The organism is Halomonas litopenaei (assembly GCF_017303055.1).
Lineage (GTDB): Bacteria > Pseudomonadota > Gammaproteobacteria > Pseudomonadales > Halomonadaceae > Halomonas > Halomonas litopenaei_A.
The window spans coordinates 107930-123258 of record NZ_JAEKJT010000004.1; the positions used below are offsets into that span (position 1 = coordinate 107930).

Genomic DNA, 15329 nt, shown 5'->3' on the forward strand with positions numbered 1-15329 from the left:
CACAGTCCGTATGTCTTGCGCCCTCGACCACTTTGCTCTAACATGCGCCCCCTCTTGACGTCACCGCTCGTGTGACGACTGTGCGCCCGTAGCTCAGCTGGATAGAGTACCTGACTACGAATCAGGTGGTCGGAGGTTCGAATCCTCCCGGGCGCGCCACTTTTTTACTTCTCACTTATTTACTGCTCCCTTATCCCTCCTGCCATCTGCTCCGTCCCCTGCGTCTTTTCTCCTGCACCTTTTCCCGAACCGTTCTCCTGCACCTTTCTCTTAACCGTTATCCTGCTTCTGTCTCATGCCCCAACGGGAACCGAGACAACACCGAGAGAAAGCTGAGAAAACTCGGAAACGTCGCGCCAATATTGATGTACATCATTTGAGCCTCTAGCTCGGCCCGTGGCAGCAAGAAAACTTACATTTTGCTACCAAAAAAGACATTCCCATTATTTACCGCTATCGAAGATAACCACGGCGAACGTGTCGATAAACATGCGACAACGTGCGACATGTCGAAAACTCCCTCAGCAAGAGCCACGGATATCTCTCCCCTCTGACGTAATGACCTCAGCTCGGACCCTCTTATACTGCGACAGGCAGTCGACAGGATATGACGCGTCATAGTAGTTACCAGGGTAAATATAGTCCCGACAATAGTCCCGACACGAGGCATACTGAATCATTCTTCAGGTCGCGATGCTTCGCTCACCGGGATCAATAACGACGATAAAACGAGATGTTAGCGACACACCTGAACAGTAGCCTCAAGCTCGCTGATAACGCACTTTCTGACGTGCGGTAATCATCGCCACGCGAGGCCAAGCGGTGTCGGCATCCACGGTGGCCATATCGATGTGGTCGCGGAACGTGACCACTGTCTCAAGGATACGAGCACATGGGCGCAGCCAGTTACCTGCGGCAGGACCCTCTTCATACAAGCGCAGACGGTGATATCGCCTGCGCTCGGCAAAGCCTGTTCGGGCATCGCTACAACATGGTCTCGACGAGGCCGCTGCACGCCATTGGCAAGTGGTCGACACGGCCACGGACTGGCAAACCATCTACCCGGAGGTTCCATGAGTCTGCTTGAGGATATTCGGGGGCTCGAAGCCGCCGTGGGAGAGTCCATCGTTGGCCAGCGCGAGGTGATCCGACGCCTGCTGATCGGTCTGCTGGCGGGGGGCAACCTGCTGATCGAGGGACTGCCAGGCCTGGCCAAGACCCGCGCGGTCAAGGCCATGGCACGCAACCTGGAGGCTGACTTCAGCCGTATTCAGTTCACGCCAGACCTGTTGCCCTCCGACGTGACCGGCAGCGAGATCTATCACCAGAGCGAGCAGGGCTCGGTGTTCCGCTTTCAGCCGGGGCCATTGTTCGCCAACCTGGTGCTGGCCGATGAGATCAACCGGGCCCCAGCCAAGGTGCAGTCCGCCCTGCTGGAAGCCATGGAAGAACGGCAGGTGACGGTGGCGGGCAAGACGCACCTGATGCCGGAGCTGTTCATGGTGCTGGCGACCCAGAACCCCATCGAACAGGAAGGCACCTACCCGCTGCCCGAAGCGCAGATGGATCGCTTCATGATGCACGTGCGGGTGGACTACCCGAGCCGCGAGGAGGAAGTCGACGTCATCCGGCTGGTGCGCCAGGAAGAGCAGGCCAAAGCCGGCAGGGATGCCGCAGCGGAAGGGGATCGCCCCGTGGCGGCGACTCCGGCGCCGCTGGCCCAGTCCGCCATCTTCGCCGCGCGCCGCGAGATCGCCATGCTGCATGTGGCCGAGGCCATGGAGCAGTACATGGCGACGCTGGTAGATGCCACCCGCCATCCCGCCGATTTCAGCGAGGAGTTGGGCCGCGCCATTGAACTGGGTGCGAGTCCCCGCGCGTCACTTGCCCTCGATCGCTGCGCGCGCACCCACGCCTGGCTCGAGGGGCGCGACTATGTGGATCCCCAGGACGTGCAGCAGGTGGCTCCCGATGTGCTGCGCCATCGAATTGCACTGAGCTTCGAGGCGCAAGGACAGGGCATGACCAGCGATGACGCCATCGCCACCCTGCTAGGCTGCGTCGCGCTGCCCTGAACCGTCCAAGGAAGGTCACCATGCGCAACCCACACACCGCCAGGAAGGCTGACCCTCGCCCCGGCTCTGACCGGCGCGTGCACGTCGACCTGCAGCATCTGGCAGGCCTGGAGCCCCACGGCAACCGTCTGGCACTGCTGCCGCGGCAACCCGCGCGCAGTGTGCTCAATGGCCGCCATGGCTCACGCCTGCGCGGTCGCGGCCTGGACTTCCTCGAGCTGCGTGACTACCAGCCGTCAGACGACGTGCGCAGCATCGACTGGCGCGTCACCGCTCGCACCGGTTCCCCCTACGTGCGGGTGTTTACCGAGGAGCGTGACCGTCCCGCCCTGCTGGTGGTGGATCAGCGCATGTCGATGTTCTTCGGCAGCCGCCATGCGATGAAGTCGGTGGTCGCCGCCGAAGCCGCCGCTCTGCTCAGCTTCGCGGTGCTGCATCAGGGAGATCGACTGGGAGGCATCGTGGTGACCGATGACGGTGTCGAGGAGTTCAGGCCGCGCCGCTCGCGTGCTCAGGTCATGCGCTTCTTGACCTCTTTGGCGAGTGCCAACCAGCGCCTGGAAGCCCGTCGTCCGGCCCCCTCGCCCACTTCTCTCGATCAGGTGCTGGTCTCGGCGTCACGCCTGGCGAGTCGCGATCACCTGGTCATTGTATTGAGCGACTTTGACGTGCCAGGGCCGCGCACCGAGGCCATGCTCAGCGCGCTGCGGCGCCATAACGATGTCATCCTGGTCGCGGTCAGCGACCCGCTGGCCGATGCCCTGCCAGACGACATGAGCTGTCTGGCCACCGACGGGCGCCAGCACGCGCGCCTGGACACCGCAGAAGCGGCCCAGCGTGAGGCGCTGGAAGGTGTCGCCCACAGGCGCCGAGCCGCACTGGACGCCTGGTCGCGCAAGTTCGCCATCAGCCTGGTGTCACTGTCCGCCGGTGCGCCGACGCTGCCCCAACTACGCCGCCTGTTGGGGCTCGCTCCGACCCAGGACGACAGCCAGACCTCGGGCAAGGAGAGGCGGACATGACGCCGAGCGCTGACGTAAACGACATTACCCTGCTGTCGGATTTGATCGATCAGCTGTCACCGGCGCCGGAACCGGCGCCGATTGCCTGGGTCCCTCAGACCTGGGGCTGGGCTTTGCTGGCCGTGCTGCTGCTGGCCCTGCTGCTGTTTATCGGAGTGCGCAAGTGGCGTCACTGGCAGGCCAATGCCTATCGCCGAGACGCGCTGCGGGAGCTGGATCTTCGCCTCCCCCAGGAAGGCACCTCCGTCTTGGCGGAGGTGCTCAAGCGAACCGCCCTGAGCGCCTATCCCCGGGAGCGGGTCGCCGGGCTCAGCGGGGCCCGCTGGTGGCAGTTCCTGGACCAGACGCTGCCGACGACGCCCTCGCCCGCCTCTCGGCGTTTTGATGGTCCGCTGGGGCAGGAGCTGTCGGCAGGAGCCTATCGCGACAGCGCCGCTTCGCCGTCCGCGGCACTGACGCAGCTTGCCCGTCAATGGATACGCAAGCACCGCACGGATGCCCCGACGCCGCATGACGACCAGGGAGCCGACCAATGATGGAGCTGGCCAATCCCTGGGCCTTCGCCCTGCTGCCCCTGCTATGGCTGGTCCGCTGGTTACCCGCCTATCGCCGCCCCTTGGCCGCCCTGCGGCTGCCCTTCTTTGATCAGCTGGTGGAGGCGGCGGGCAGCACGAAGGCGGGCGAACAGCGTCGCTCTCCCTTGAGCCGCCTTTTGCAGCTCACGATCTGGGTGCTGATCGTGGTGGCGCTGGCGCGCCCGGAAAAACTCAGCGAGCCCATTGTCTGGCAAAGCGCCGCCCGCGACCTGATTCTGGCGGTGGATATCTCCGGCAGCATGGACGAACGTGACCTGGTCGACAGTGAAGACCAGCCGCGCCAGCGCCTGGCGGCGGTCAAGGACGTCATCCGCGACTTTGTTGCTGACCGCGAGGGCGAGCGTCTGGCGCTGATCGTGTTCGGCACCCGCGCCTACGTTCAGGCCCCGCTGACCGAGGATCTTGACACCCTCACGGCACTGCTCGACCAGACCGAGGTGGGCATGGCCGGCCCCCACACCGCCTTGGGCGATGCCATGGGTCTGGCGATTCGGCAATTCGAGGCCAGCGAGGTGGAACAGCGCCTGTTGGTGCTGCTCTCTGATGGTGCCGACACCGGCAGCAGGATGAGCCCGATCAATGCCGCCAACATCGCCGCCCAGCGTGACGTTCATGTGGTCACCATTGCGATCGGTGACCCTGACGGCAGTGGCGAAAATCGGGTCGATACCGACACCCTCAAGGCCATCGCCGACACCACCGATGGTGCCTTCTTCACCGCCGCGGACCAGCAGGCCCTGGCCGCGGTGTACCAGCGCATCGATGAACTGGCGCCGCGCAAGGTGGCGACCCATAGCTACCGCGAACACCGCTCGCTCAGTCACTGGCCGCTGGCGCTTGCCGGCCTGCTGGCGCTGCTGATGCTGACCCTGGATCGTCGTTCGCACGCGCCTGCTACGCCCCCGCAACCCGCGTCGGCAAGACCAGAGGAGGACGCCGCATGAGCGATTGGATGGCGGGTCTCGCTGACTTCCACCTGCTGCGCCCGCTGTGGTGTCTGCTGTTGCCGGTGGTCGCCGCGCTGTGGTGGTGGCGCCGTCGCATACCGGCCGAACAGCTGGGTGGAGGCCATGTTGCACCACACCTGGCCGACGCGCTGCGCACCGACGGTAACCGCCGCAAGCGCCTGTCACCGGTGGATACCCTGGCACTGCTGGCCTGCCTGCTGATCCTGGCGGCCGCGGGTCCTTCCTGGACCCGCCTGCCAAATCCGCTGGTGGCCCATAGCGCTCCCCTGGTGGTGGTGCTGAAGGTGACGTCGAGCATGGAGGCCACCGATGTACCGCCCAGCCGCCTGGAGCGCGCCAAGCACAAGATTCAGGACCTGCTGAAGCGCAGGGATGGTGCCCGCACTGCCCTGGTGGCCTACGCAGGCAGCGTCCATCAGGTCGTGCCCTTGACCGACGACCCCACCTTGATGGCGCCCTACCTGGAAGGACTATCGACGGATGTCATGCCGAGTGGTGGCGGCGATGCGGGCGCTGATGCATTGGCCCTTGCCAGTGATATCCTCGCCAAGGCACAGCAGAGCGACGGCAGCGTGGCGGGTTCGGTGTTGCTGGTGACCGATGCGCTTCCTGACGCGCCCAGCGCGGGCACGTCCACGCCTTCGCCAGACTCGCTGAACCAACTGATCACCCTCGCCGTTCAGCCTAGCGGTGCGCCGTCCCTTGGCGACATGGCGCCGGGCCCGCTGTTCGCCGATGTGCAAAGCGTCAACCTGAGCACCGACGACAGCGACCTGGACCAGATCGTGGCCAGCCTGGATGCGACCTACCAGCAGGCGCTCAACAATGACGAGCGACTGTCCTGGGAAGATCGCGGCGTGTGGCTGGCCTGGCCGGCGGCACTGCTGGCCTTGCTCGGGTTCAGGCGTGGCTGGCACCTGACGCTGGCCGGCCTGGTGCTACTGCCGAGCCTGTGGCTGGGTCCCGTCCCGCAGGCCTTCGCCCAGGAGGCCTCCCGCGCGGTGGACCAGCATGTGGCGACGCCGCTGGAGCGCGCGGCGCAATCTGTCGCCAATGCGTTGCTGACGCCGGACCAGCAGGGCCGCTGGTGGGCAGATCGTGGCGACTACGGCCGCGCCGCCGAGCACTTCAAGGATCCCGCATGGAAGGGCTATGCGCTCTATCGCGACGGCCAGTACGACGCTGCTGCCGAGTGGCTGGGACGCCAGGACAGCGCCGACGCCGCTTTCACCCAGGGTCTTGCGCTGATCAAGAATCGTCAGTATCGCCCCGCCATCACCGCCTTCGAGACCGTGCTCGAACGAGATCCCGACTACCCAGAGGGTGAGCGCAACCTGGCCCTCGCCCGGGAAATTCTCGAGTACGTCGAAAAGACCCGGGAACAGTCCGACACCGGCGAGGATCAGGGAATCGGCGCTGACGACGTGGTCTTCGACAACAAGGAAGCCCGCGGTGAAGAAACCGAGACGCCCGTCGATGAGCCCAGCGGCCAGATCAGTGCCGAGCAGTGGATCGAGACTCTCGACAGCGACACCAGCGACTACCTGCGCCAGCGCTTCGCTATTGAGGCGTTGCAGGATGGCCAGGCGATGATGTCGAGCGATACTCCCTTTCTGGACCTGGCAAGGACGACGCCATGACTGCCACGCAACGCTCAAGCGTGTCCTCCGCCCTGCTGCTGACGCTACTGCTCACCGCCGGCAGCCTGGCCACGACCGCCCTGGCAGAGCCTGAGTCTTCTGCAGACCCAGCGGCGGCATCAGCGAGCCCTGACGCCGCAGCGGGCAGCGCGAACGCCAACCAGACAGCCGCTGCACAGCCCCGCGTTGAGGCGAGTCTGTCCGAGGACAGCCTCGCCCCCGGGGAAGATTCAGCGGCGGCATCAGCGAGCCCTGACGCCGCAGCGGACGGCGCGGACGCCAGCCAGACAGCCGCTACACAGCCCCGCGTTGAGGCGAGCCTGTCCGAGGACAGCCTCGCCCCCGGGGAAAGCAGCGAGCTGCGCATTACCGTGCTGGTGCCCACCTGGATGCCAACACCGGTCGAATTCCCCACCCTCGACCAGCCTGGCCTGAGGGTGACCCTGGGCGAGCGCTCGACCACGCCCGTCAGCCAACAGGTCGACGGCAAGACCTGGTCTGGCGTTTCGCGCCGCTATCAACTGACGCCGCTGAGTGCGGGACGCTTTGAGCTCGGCGGTGGCACGCTGGATGTCAGCGTTGCCACCCCAGGCAGCCAGCAGGCCAAGGTTCAGCAGATGGTCCTGCCGCCTATCAGCCTCACCGCAAGCCTGCCCGAGGCCGCCCGTGGGCTGGAGCCCTACCTGGCGGCGACGCGCATCGACCTGGAGCAATCCCTCGAGATCACCCGTGCCGATGGCGATAGCGAGACGCTGGATGAGATTGATCCGGACAGACCCCTTGAGCTTGCCCCCGGGGACAGCATCCGCCGCACGGTAAGCGCCACCCTGGAAGGGGGCAGCGCCCTGTTGTTGCCCACGCTGCTGGAGGCACCAGACAGCAATGATTCAGCCAGCTTCGCTAACCTGGGCGTCTATCCCCAGGCGCCGCGCCTGGAAGAAAGCCGAGGCGGCGGTCGCCGCACCGACACCCTGACCTATGTCGCCGAAGCCGGGGGACAGACAGAGCTGCCGGGCGTCACGCTTCGCTGGTATAACCCGATAGAGCAAGAGCTCGATAGCACCAGCCTGGAGTCGGTCCCGGTGAGCGTTTCGGGTTCCGCCGCGATCGGCAGCCAGCTCAAGAACCGTGCCCCCCTGCTGGTCGGCCTGAGCCTGCTGGCAGCGGTGCTGCTTGGACTTGCCGTCTGGCTCTATAGTCGTCTGGGGCCCCGCGGACGCCTCTTGCTGGAGCAGCGCCGTCGCCGTCAGCAGGCACACAGGGAAGCCAACGGTCATGCAGACCGTGAACGACTCAAGCAGGCCATCGCTGGCCGCGACCTGGTCGCCTGCCGGCGCCACTGGCAAGCCCTTGGCAGCAAGTTGCCGATCGACAGTCGCGCCCACCAGCAGGTGAATGATGCGCTGGATCGCCTGTGCAGACGAAAGCTGGGCCCGGATACCACGGCGTCGTCAGACCCTGACCCAGGCGTGGCTAAGGACTGGCAACGTCTTGAGCAGGCGCTCCCTCCCGTGCGCGAGCTTGCACGGCACACGCAGGGAGCCTCCCCCTTTTCCCCTGCTTCCATGAAGCCCTTGAACCCGATGGCAGAAGTGACTCGACGTAATGCATAGACCCCGTGGCTATTTCTCGACGCGCCCGCCCCTCATTGTCGCTCTGCTCGGCTGGAAACAGCGCTCTATCGGCCTGCTGGTGGGGCTGACGGTACTGGTGGCAATGTCAGGACTGGGATTTCCCCCCACGGCTGCGGCCAGTCAACCCCAGGGGACCTTGCCCACCCTCGCCAGTGCCACCCAGGGCTATGCCCCCGAAGGCAGCTGCGCCTCCTGTCACGAGGCCGAGACCCAGGCGTGGCAGGACTCGGACCACGGTTGGGCCATGCGCGAGGCCACTCCGGCCAATGTGCTTGGCGACTTTGATGATGCGGTATTCGAGGATGGCGAGGTAAAAGCCCGCTTTACACGTGACGGCGAGACCTTTCTGGCGACCCTGGAAGGTCCCGGTGATCCCGCCGAGACCTTCGAGATTCTCTACACCTTTGGCTTCTCCCCACTGCAACAGTACCTGGTGGCTCAACCGGGAGGACGCTTGCAGGGGCTGACCATCGCCTGGGACTCACGCCCCGAGAGCGAAGGCGGGCAGCGCTGGTTCTCGCTCTACCCCGGCCAGGCCTTCACCCCGGACGACCCACTGCACTGGCGCGGGCGCTATCAGAACTGGAATGCCATGTGCGCCGACTGCCATTCCACCAACCTGGAAAAGCACTACGATCTGGAGAGCGACAGCTTCGCCACCACCTGGCACGAGCAGAGTGTGGGCTGCCAGAGCTGCCATGGGCCCGCCCAGTCACACCTGGATTGGGCCGAGCAGTGGAGCGCGGAGGACAACGCACTGGATGCAGCTCAAGCATCGGCTAATAACGGCGACAAGGGCCTGCCGCTATCACTGAGTGAGATGCCTGGGCCTGAGCTGGTCGAGCAATGCGCACGCTGCCACAGCCGTCGCCAGATGCTCGGCGCCGGGCCGGTTCACGGGGCTCCGCTGACCGATGCCGCTCTGCCCAGCCTGCTGAGCGACGGCATGTACCACGCCGATGGCCAGATCGAGGGAGAGGTCTATGTCTACGGCTCCTTCACCCAAAGCCGTATGTATCAGGAAGGGGTCAGCTGCGTCGACTGCCATGACCCACACACCAACAAGGTCAGGGTCGAGGGCAACGGTCTGTGCATGCAGTGCCACAACCCGTCACCCCCGCCGCGCTTTCCGACGATGAAGGCCGCTCACTACGATACGCCGGAGCATCACCATCACGAGCCCGGCAGCCCCGGCGCTCAGTGCGTCAGCTGCCACATGCCGGAAACCACCTACATGGTGGTGGACCCCAGGCGCGATCACAGCTTCCGCGTACCGCGCCCGGACCTGGCCGCCGCCACGGACAGTCCCGATGCCTGTACCCGCTGCCATGAGGACCTTTCCCCGGAACAGGCAGCCGACCAGATTCGCGACTGGTTCGATGACCAGCGTCGGGCCGCCAGCGAATCCCACTATGGCGTGGCGCTGCAATCGGCCCGCCAGGGGCGTCCCGAAGCCCCGGACTACCTCAAGGCGCTGATAGATGACAGCGATACCCCTGACATTGTCAGGGCCACCGCCGTCGACGAACTGGCGCCATTTGCCAGCGAAGCGCTGCCCACCCTTGAACAAGCACTCAGCGATGACAGTGCTCAGGTCCGGGCTGCCGCCATCCCGGTCTTCGCCCAGGCGCCAGAACATGCTCGGGTCGAACTGCTGCTGCCGCTGGTCGACGACCCCCGCCTGGCGGTTCGCGATGAAGCCGTCAAGGCCCTGGCAGGGACCTCGTTGATGGTCATGCCCGAAGACCGGCGCGACGCCTTCCTCGAGGCGCGACGGGACTATGAGCGACGCCTGCGCGAAAACGCGGACCTGCCCGGCAATCGCCTCAACCTGGCGGTGCTGCTGGCACGTACCGCCCGTGAAGACGAGGCCGAAGCGCAGTATCGGGCGGCGCTGGAGATGGACCCCTACTTCCTGCCGGCCCGTGCCAATCTGGTGACTCAGCTCAGCGCTGAGGGCCGGCGAGAGGACGCCCAGGCGGTGCTGCGCGATGGCATCGATAGAGACGCCATGCCCGCGCCGGACCGTGGTCATCTGGCCTACCTGCTGGCCCTGTCGTTGTCGGAGAGCGGCAATATGGAAGAGGCGGTGGAGTGGCTGGAGAAAGCCGCCGAATGGCGCCCGGGACACGCCAGAACCCACTACAACCGCGGCCTTATGCTGGACCGTCTGGGCAGGAAGGACGAGGCCCGGGATGCGCTGATGCAAGGGCTTCGCCAGGCTCCCGGCGATGCCGACCTGCTGTACGCGCTGGTCTACGTCAACGCTACCAGCGGCCGAATCCCCGAGGCCTTGGCCGCACTGGCGGAGTTGCGAAGGCTGCGACCTGACGACCCCCGGCTTGGCCAGCTGGAGCGCCAGCTAAGGGCCAACTGACGGTCAGGCGTCGACAGACCTCATGAGCGAACAAAGCGAGCGAACAGGGTGAGCGAAAAAGGCGAGCGGAGACGACATACTCCGCCGCCTTGGCACGCGCCTCAGGCGCTGCTGGCATCGACCACCAGTCGGTTGCGGCCTTCCCGCTTGGCGGTATAGCTGGCCGCATCGGCTCGCTCGACCAGCGCCGCGACATCGACATCACCAGGGCGAAACTCGGTGATACCGAGACTGGACGTCACCCGATACTCGTGGCCTTCATGCACCACACAGGTCCCGTGAATGGCAGAAAGGATAGCCTCGCCGATGCGTCTGGCCTGAGCCAGGGAACAGCTTGGCAGAAGCACCGCGAACTCGTCTCCCCCCTGACGGGCAACATGATCACTGCTGCGCACACAGCCCGACACTTCCCTGGCGATACGCTTGAGCATCTCGTCGCCCAGGGGGTGGCCGCCTTCATCGTTGATCGGCTTGAAGCGATCCAGGTCGAACAGGATCAGCGCAGAGGGCGTCGACGTCTTGCGCCAGTCCACCATGGCCTCCTCCAGGCGCCGCTCGAAGCCACGCCGATTGAGTAGTCCGGTCAGCGGGTCATGCTCGGCCTCCCATTGACTCATGGCCTCCTGCTGGCGGCGAGCCGTGATGTCCTTGACGGTACCCACGAAACCGAAGATATCGTCGTCAATCGCCACCTGGCTGGCATGCACCTCAAGCCACAGCAGTTCTCCGTCTTCACGCCAGTAGCGATACTGACGCAGGAAGGTCTGACCAGACATCAGGCTGTAGCGCCACAGCTCGATGGCGGACTCGCGATCTTCTGCATGGATGGCCTGAACCCAGGCCGAACGGTCCATGTCATCCGGCGAACGCCCGGTCAGCTGCACCAGGGCATCGTTCACATAGGTGATACGGCCCTGGGTATCCGTCACGAACATGCCGATGGGGGAAGACGCCAATACCCCGTCCAGAAAGGCTTCACGACCGCGCAGGTCGGCCAGCGCCTTTTCGCGTTCCACCTCGACGGCATTGAAGGCCGAGGCCAGCTGGACCAGTTCCTTCATCTGGGTATCCAGCACCACGCGACCGCGGGTGCCCTTGCCCACCTGGGCGATCTGCGACTGCAACTGGTACAGCGGTCGCAGCAGCAGCCAGACCATCCATCCCAGCAACGGCAGCAGCAGCAAGGCAATCCCGATGCCCACCGCTCCCAAGCGCTCGAGTAGTCCTCGTAGCGGCGCGAGTACCTGGTTTTCCGGCAGGAAGACTCCCACCACCCAGTTGGCAGGCCACACCTGACGATAGGACTGGAAGGTCATCTCACCACTGAATGCGGGACCATAGCGCTCTCCCTGCCAACCATACAGAGCAAGGTCGAGGGCCGGATTATGATTGAGCTCACCCTCGCGCCCCAATTCCCCCATTACCTGGCGTTGGTCCGGATGGTAGAGCACCTGACCGGCGGCGGAAAATACCGCAGCGTAGCCGTCATTGCCGATTCTGACTCGACTCAGGCGGCGAAAGATGCCTCCGGCGTTGACTTCCACCACCCCCGCCAGAGCGCCCTCGAAACGCCCCTCGTCGGACACCAGCGGTACCATGAGCAGAACCAGCGGCAGTCCGATGACGCGTCCATAGATGGGCTCACTGACGTAGGGGCGGCGCACCTCGCGCATAAAGCTGAAGTACTCCCGGTCACTGATATCAAGGCCCTGGCGCCCTGGCGTAGGCGGCCAGTCGGCGGCTACCTTGCCGGTTGCGTCCATCACGACCAGAGCATCGAACAGCTCGAGCAGGGCCCCACTATCGCGAAGGGCCTCACTGGAGGCGTCCAGCAGAGCCCGGTTATCACGCAGCGCTGCCAGTCGACCGAGCATATCGAGCCGGGTATCAATTTCCTCGGTCACCTCATCGGCGATCAGTCGGGTTTCGTAACGCAGGTGGGAAAAGTTGACCTCGCGAACCAGATCCTTCCCGGTGTACCAGCCCCAGACCAGCAGAATCGTGATCACTACCAGCCAGGTGGCTGCTAGACCGATCAACATTCTCACTTGTAGTGACAGCGTTGCCACGACACTGAACAGCTTGGCCACGAAGGTTGGTCCTCAGGATATGTCAGCGAGTTATCACATCCGTCGTGAATAACATAAATACTACTCCTAAACACTCATTTCCTATAACCGAAATAGAAAGGAATCATTGTTCCCATGAGACATCAGTCTCTATCTTTAAGACGTAGACCGTGATCAGTGAACAATGGAGACGCCTCATGACCCGCAAGACCATGACCACCAGCGCCGGAGCCCCCATCGGCGACAACCAGAACAGCCTGACGGCCGGTCCGCGTGGGCCCTTGCTGCTTGAGGACTACCAACTGCTGGAGAAGCTCGCCCACCAGAACCGCGAGCGCATCCCCGAGCGTACCGTGCACGCCAAGGGCTGGGGCGCCCACGGCACCCTGACCATTACCGGTGACATCACTCGCTATTCCAAGGCCAAGGTCTTCACTCCGGGCAGCCAGACGCCGATGCTGGCGCGTTTCTCGACCGTTGCCGGTGAGCAAGGCGCAGCTGATGCCGAGCGCGACGTGCGCGGCTTTGCGCTCAAGTTCTACACCGAGGAAGGCAACTGGGACCTGGTCGGTAACAATACGCCGGTCTTCTTTATCCGCGACCCGTACAAGTTCCCGGACTTCATCCACACCCAGAAGCGCCATCCCCGCACCAACATGCGCTCCGCCACGGCAGCCTGGGACTTCTGGTCACTGTCGCCTGAGTCACTTCATCAGGTCACCATGCTGATGTCGGACCGCGGTCTGCCCACCGATGTGCGTCATATCAATGGTTACGGCTCGCACACCTATTCATTGATTAATGCTGACGGCGAGCGCGTGTGGTGCAAGTTCCATTTCCGCACCGCCCAGGGACACCAGCACTTTACCGATGCCGAGGCGGAGGAAGTGGTCGGCAAGAGCCGTGAAACGACTCAGGAAGATCTCTACAACGCACTCGAGAACGGTGATTACCCGCGCTGGAACGTCTTCATTCAGGTGATGACAGAAGACGAGGCCAAGCGCTGCCCCTTCAACCCGTTCGACCTGACCAAGGTATGGCCCCACGGCGACTATCCGCTGATCGAGGTGGGTCACTTCGAGCTCAACCGCAACGCCGATAACTACTTCGCCGAAATCGAGCAGGCCGCCTTCTCACCGTCCAACAAGGTGCCGGGCATCGGCTTCTCACCGGACAAGATGCTGCAGGCCAGGGTCTTCTCCTATGCAGACGCCCATCGCTACCGTCTCGGCACTCACTACGAGGCACTGCCGGTGAACCAGCCGAAATGCCCGGTCCACCACTATCACAAGGATGGCCCGATGCGCTTCTTCGCCAACGGCGAGGCAAACGGCGACGCTTACTACGAGCCCAATTCCTTTGGTGGGCCGCAGGAAGACCCCAGCGTGGTGGAGCCGCCGCTGCCGCTGGAGGGTGACGCCTGGCGCTATGACCACCGCGAAGGCAACGACGACTACAGCCAGCCGCGGGCCCTGTTCGAGCTGATGAGCGACGACCAGAGGCAGCGCCTGTTTGGCAACATCGCCCGTCATATGCAGGGGGTTCCAAGCGAGATCAAGGAGCGTCAGCTGGGCCACTTCGAGAAGTGTCACCCGGAGTACGCTGCTGGCGTACGCGAGGCTATTGCCCGAGTCGGAGATTGATCACCAGAACTGACGACGCATTCACCACTAAAAAACGGGCCCCGAGGGGCCCGTTTTTTACTCTTTGCCACAACCGGCCCATCGGGGCTCAGTTGTCGAGCACAACCTTTAGCTCATAGTTGTTGGGGCCGTCCATCGAACTACCGAACTTCTGTCCAGTAACGCGGATGTGGTAGGTGCCCGGGTCCAGCTGGGTGGACAGGTCCACGTTACCGTTAAAGCCTTCACCAGCGCCTTCGGCAACAATGCGACCGGAGCCATCCGCCACTTCCATGGTCAGACGATAGGTGTCCTCATCCCCCGGCGGGAAAGTGGAGGTAGTGATGCGCACCTGGCTAGGCTCGGCCACGTTGAAGGACAGCACCTCACCGCGAGCACGAATCTTGACATCGGTCTTGACGCTCTGTACCTGACGTTCATCAGGGTTATTGCTGCGTGCTTCACTGCCGCTGACGCTTTCGGAGGCCCCGGCCCCGGCCGCTGCCGCTGCACCGGCCACCGCAGCACCGCCTGCCGCTGCACTGGTCGCTCCAGCACTGGAGGCAGCCGCACTGGAAGCCGTCGCGCTTGACGATGCAGCAGACGCACCGCTAGCCGTCGCCGAAGCAGAAGTCGCAGCGGCAGACTGGCCACCCAGGGTCACGACGGCGTCACGGCTAGTGACAAAGGCGCTCTGATTGCCGTCACGATCAGACCCCACGAACTGCAGCCCGACTCCATCATCGACTTCGATCCGGTTACCCTGGCTATCCAGTCCCACCACGGCAATGCTGTAGCCATCGCCTGCGCGGCCGCGACGGCCAAAGCGAGTGCCCTTGACCTGCAGCTCATACTTGCCAGGGGTCAGGCGGCTTTCGAGCTGCAGCCCGCCTTCCTGACCATAGCCCTGTCCGCGAGCGATGACATTACCGGCATCGTCTTGCAGTACGGCTTCAATCTGGTAGGTATCCTCGTAGCCGGCGCTGACGCGGCTTTCGAAACGATAGACACCCTCTTCCTCTACCTCGAAATCATGCGCGTGAGGAGTTCCGAACAGAAAGGTCTGGCTGCGCGCGTCGCTTTCCGGCTTGAAGAAGCCGGTCAGGTCGAGCTGACGATTCTCCTCGCGGAAGCGCTCGGTCATGACGCTATCGGATGCCTGGACGGTGGAGCTGGCCAGAGCAACGCCAAGCGCCAGCAGCGCCGCGGGTAGGGTGACGTCTTTCATGGATCCTCACATGCTTGCGGTAGAGTGCAGAAAAAAAGCCGATCCCGGAGGATCGGCTTTCGTTTATAGCGTCACAACGCTAGGGGGTCAAACCTGTT

The 15329-nt window shown here is 64.0% G+C and carries 10 protein-coding genes and 1 tRNA gene; 9 read left to right on the forward strand and 2 right to left on the reverse strand.

What is annotated here, in order from left to right:
- Positions 1–82 precede the first annotated feature (82 nt).
- The 8 genes from JF545_RS07880 to JF545_RS07915 all read left to right on the forward strand — a co-directional run bounded on the left by JF545_RS07880 (position 83) and on the right by JF545_RS07915 (position 10312).
- Positions 83–159 (forward strand) — tRNA-Arg (locus JF545_RS07880).
- A gap of 914 nt (positions 160–1073) precedes the next feature.
- On the forward strand, positions 1074–2075 hold the full coding sequence (locus JF545_RS07885; RefSeq protein WP_206941075.1) for an AAA family ATPase: 1002 nt from the start codon (positions 1074–1076) through the stop codon (positions 2073–2075).
- A gap of 20 nt (positions 2076–2095) precedes the next feature.
- Positions 2096–3097, forward strand: coding sequence for a DUF58 domain-containing protein (locus tag JF545_RS07890; protein ID WP_206941077.1), 1002 nt, complete (start codon positions 2096–2098; stop codon positions 3095–3097).
- Positions 3094–3633: a DUF4381 domain-containing protein gene (locus JF545_RS07895; protein ID WP_206941079.1), complete on the forward strand. Its 540-nt coding sequence runs from the start codon at positions 3094–3096 to the stop codon at positions 3631–3633. The genes JF545_RS07890 and JF545_RS07895 overlap by 4 nt, the downstream gene beginning before the upstream one ends.
- Complete coding sequence (locus JF545_RS07900) at positions 3630–4637, forward strand: vWA domain-containing protein (protein ID WP_206941081.1); 1008 nt, start codon at positions 3630–3632, stop codon at positions 4635–4637. The genes JF545_RS07895 and JF545_RS07900 overlap by 4 nt, the downstream gene beginning before the upstream one ends.
- Positions 4634–6301 carry a VWA domain-containing protein gene (locus tag JF545_RS07905; protein WP_206941083.1) on the forward strand — a complete coding sequence of 556 codons (1668 nt, stop codon included), beginning with the start codon at positions 4634–4636 and terminating at the stop codon, positions 6299–6301. The genes JF545_RS07900 and JF545_RS07905 overlap by 4 nt, the downstream gene beginning before the upstream one ends.
- Positions 6298–7914, forward strand: a complete 1617-nt coding sequence (locus tag JF545_RS07910) for a BatD family protein (protein ID WP_206941086.1) — start codon at positions 6298–6300, stop codon at positions 7912–7914. The genes JF545_RS07905 and JF545_RS07910 overlap by 4 nt, the downstream gene beginning before the upstream one ends.
- Positions 7907–10312, forward strand: coding sequence for a tetratricopeptide repeat protein (locus JF545_RS07915; RefSeq protein WP_206941088.1), 2406 nt, complete (start codon positions 7907–7909; stop codon positions 10310–10312). Before JF545_RS07910 ends, JF545_RS07915 begins: the two co-directional genes overlap by 8 nt.
- A 101-nt stretch (positions 10313–10413) precedes the next feature.
- Here the strand turns inward: JF545_RS07915 and JF545_RS07920 are convergent, their stop codons facing one another.
- A complete protein-coding gene (locus JF545_RS07920; RefSeq protein ID WP_315857848.1) occupies positions 10414–12402 on the reverse strand; it encodes a sensor domain-containing diguanylate cyclase in 1989 nt (662 codons plus the stop codon).
- 176 nt (positions 12403–12578) lie between these two features.
- On the opposite strand from JF545_RS07920, the gene JF545_RS07925 reads away from it, so the two are divergent.
- Entirely contained in the window at positions 12579–14024 is a 1446-nt protein-coding gene (locus tag JF545_RS07925) for a catalase (protein ID WP_206941090.1), read from the forward strand.
- A gap of 88 nt (positions 14025–14112) precedes the next feature.
- On the opposite strand, the gene JF545_RS07930 is transcribed toward JF545_RS07925, so the two are convergent.
- Positions 14113–15231, reverse strand: coding sequence for a hypothetical protein (locus JF545_RS07930; RefSeq protein WP_206941092.1), 1119 nt, complete (start codon positions 15229–15231; stop codon positions 14113–14115).
- Positions 15232–15329: the final 98 nt, after the last annotated feature.

Bases quoted from the DNA above. Each gene is read 5' to 3' on its own strand.
- JF545_RS07925 (WP_206941090.1), top strand. From the start codon at position 12,579: ATGACCCGCAAGACCATGACCACCAGCGCCGGAGCCCCCATCGGCGAC.
- JF545_RS07905 (WP_206941083.1), top strand. From the start codon at position 4,634: ATGAGCGATTGGATGGCGGGTCTCGCTGACTTCCACCTGCTGCGCCCG.
- JF545_RS07895 (WP_206941079.1), top strand. From the start codon at position 3,094: ATGACGCCGAGCGCTGACGTAAACGACATTACCCTGCTGTCGGATTTG.
- JF545_RS07885 (WP_206941075.1), top strand. From the start codon at position 1,074: ATGAGTCTGCTTGAGGATATTCGGGGGCTCGAAGCCGCCGTGGGAGAG.
- JF545_RS07890 (WP_206941077.1), top strand. From the start codon at position 2,096: ATGCGCAACCCACACACCGCCAGGAAGGCTGACCCTCGCCCCGGCTCT.
- JF545_RS07900 (WP_206941081.1), top strand. From the start codon at position 3,630: ATGATGGAGCTGGCCAATCCCTGGGCCTTCGCCCTGCTGCCCCTGCTA.
- JF545_RS07915 (WP_206941088.1), top strand. From the start codon at position 7,907: ATGCATAGACCCCGTGGCTATTTCTCGACGCGCCCGCCCCTCATTGTC.
- JF545_RS07910 (WP_206941086.1), top strand. From the start codon at position 6,298: ATGACTGCCACGCAACGCTCAAGCGTGTCCTCCGCCCTGCTGCTGACG.
- JF545_RS07930 (WP_206941092.1), bottom strand. From the start codon at position 15,231: ATGAAAGACGTCACCCTACCCGCGGCGCTGCTGGCGCTTGGCGTTGCT.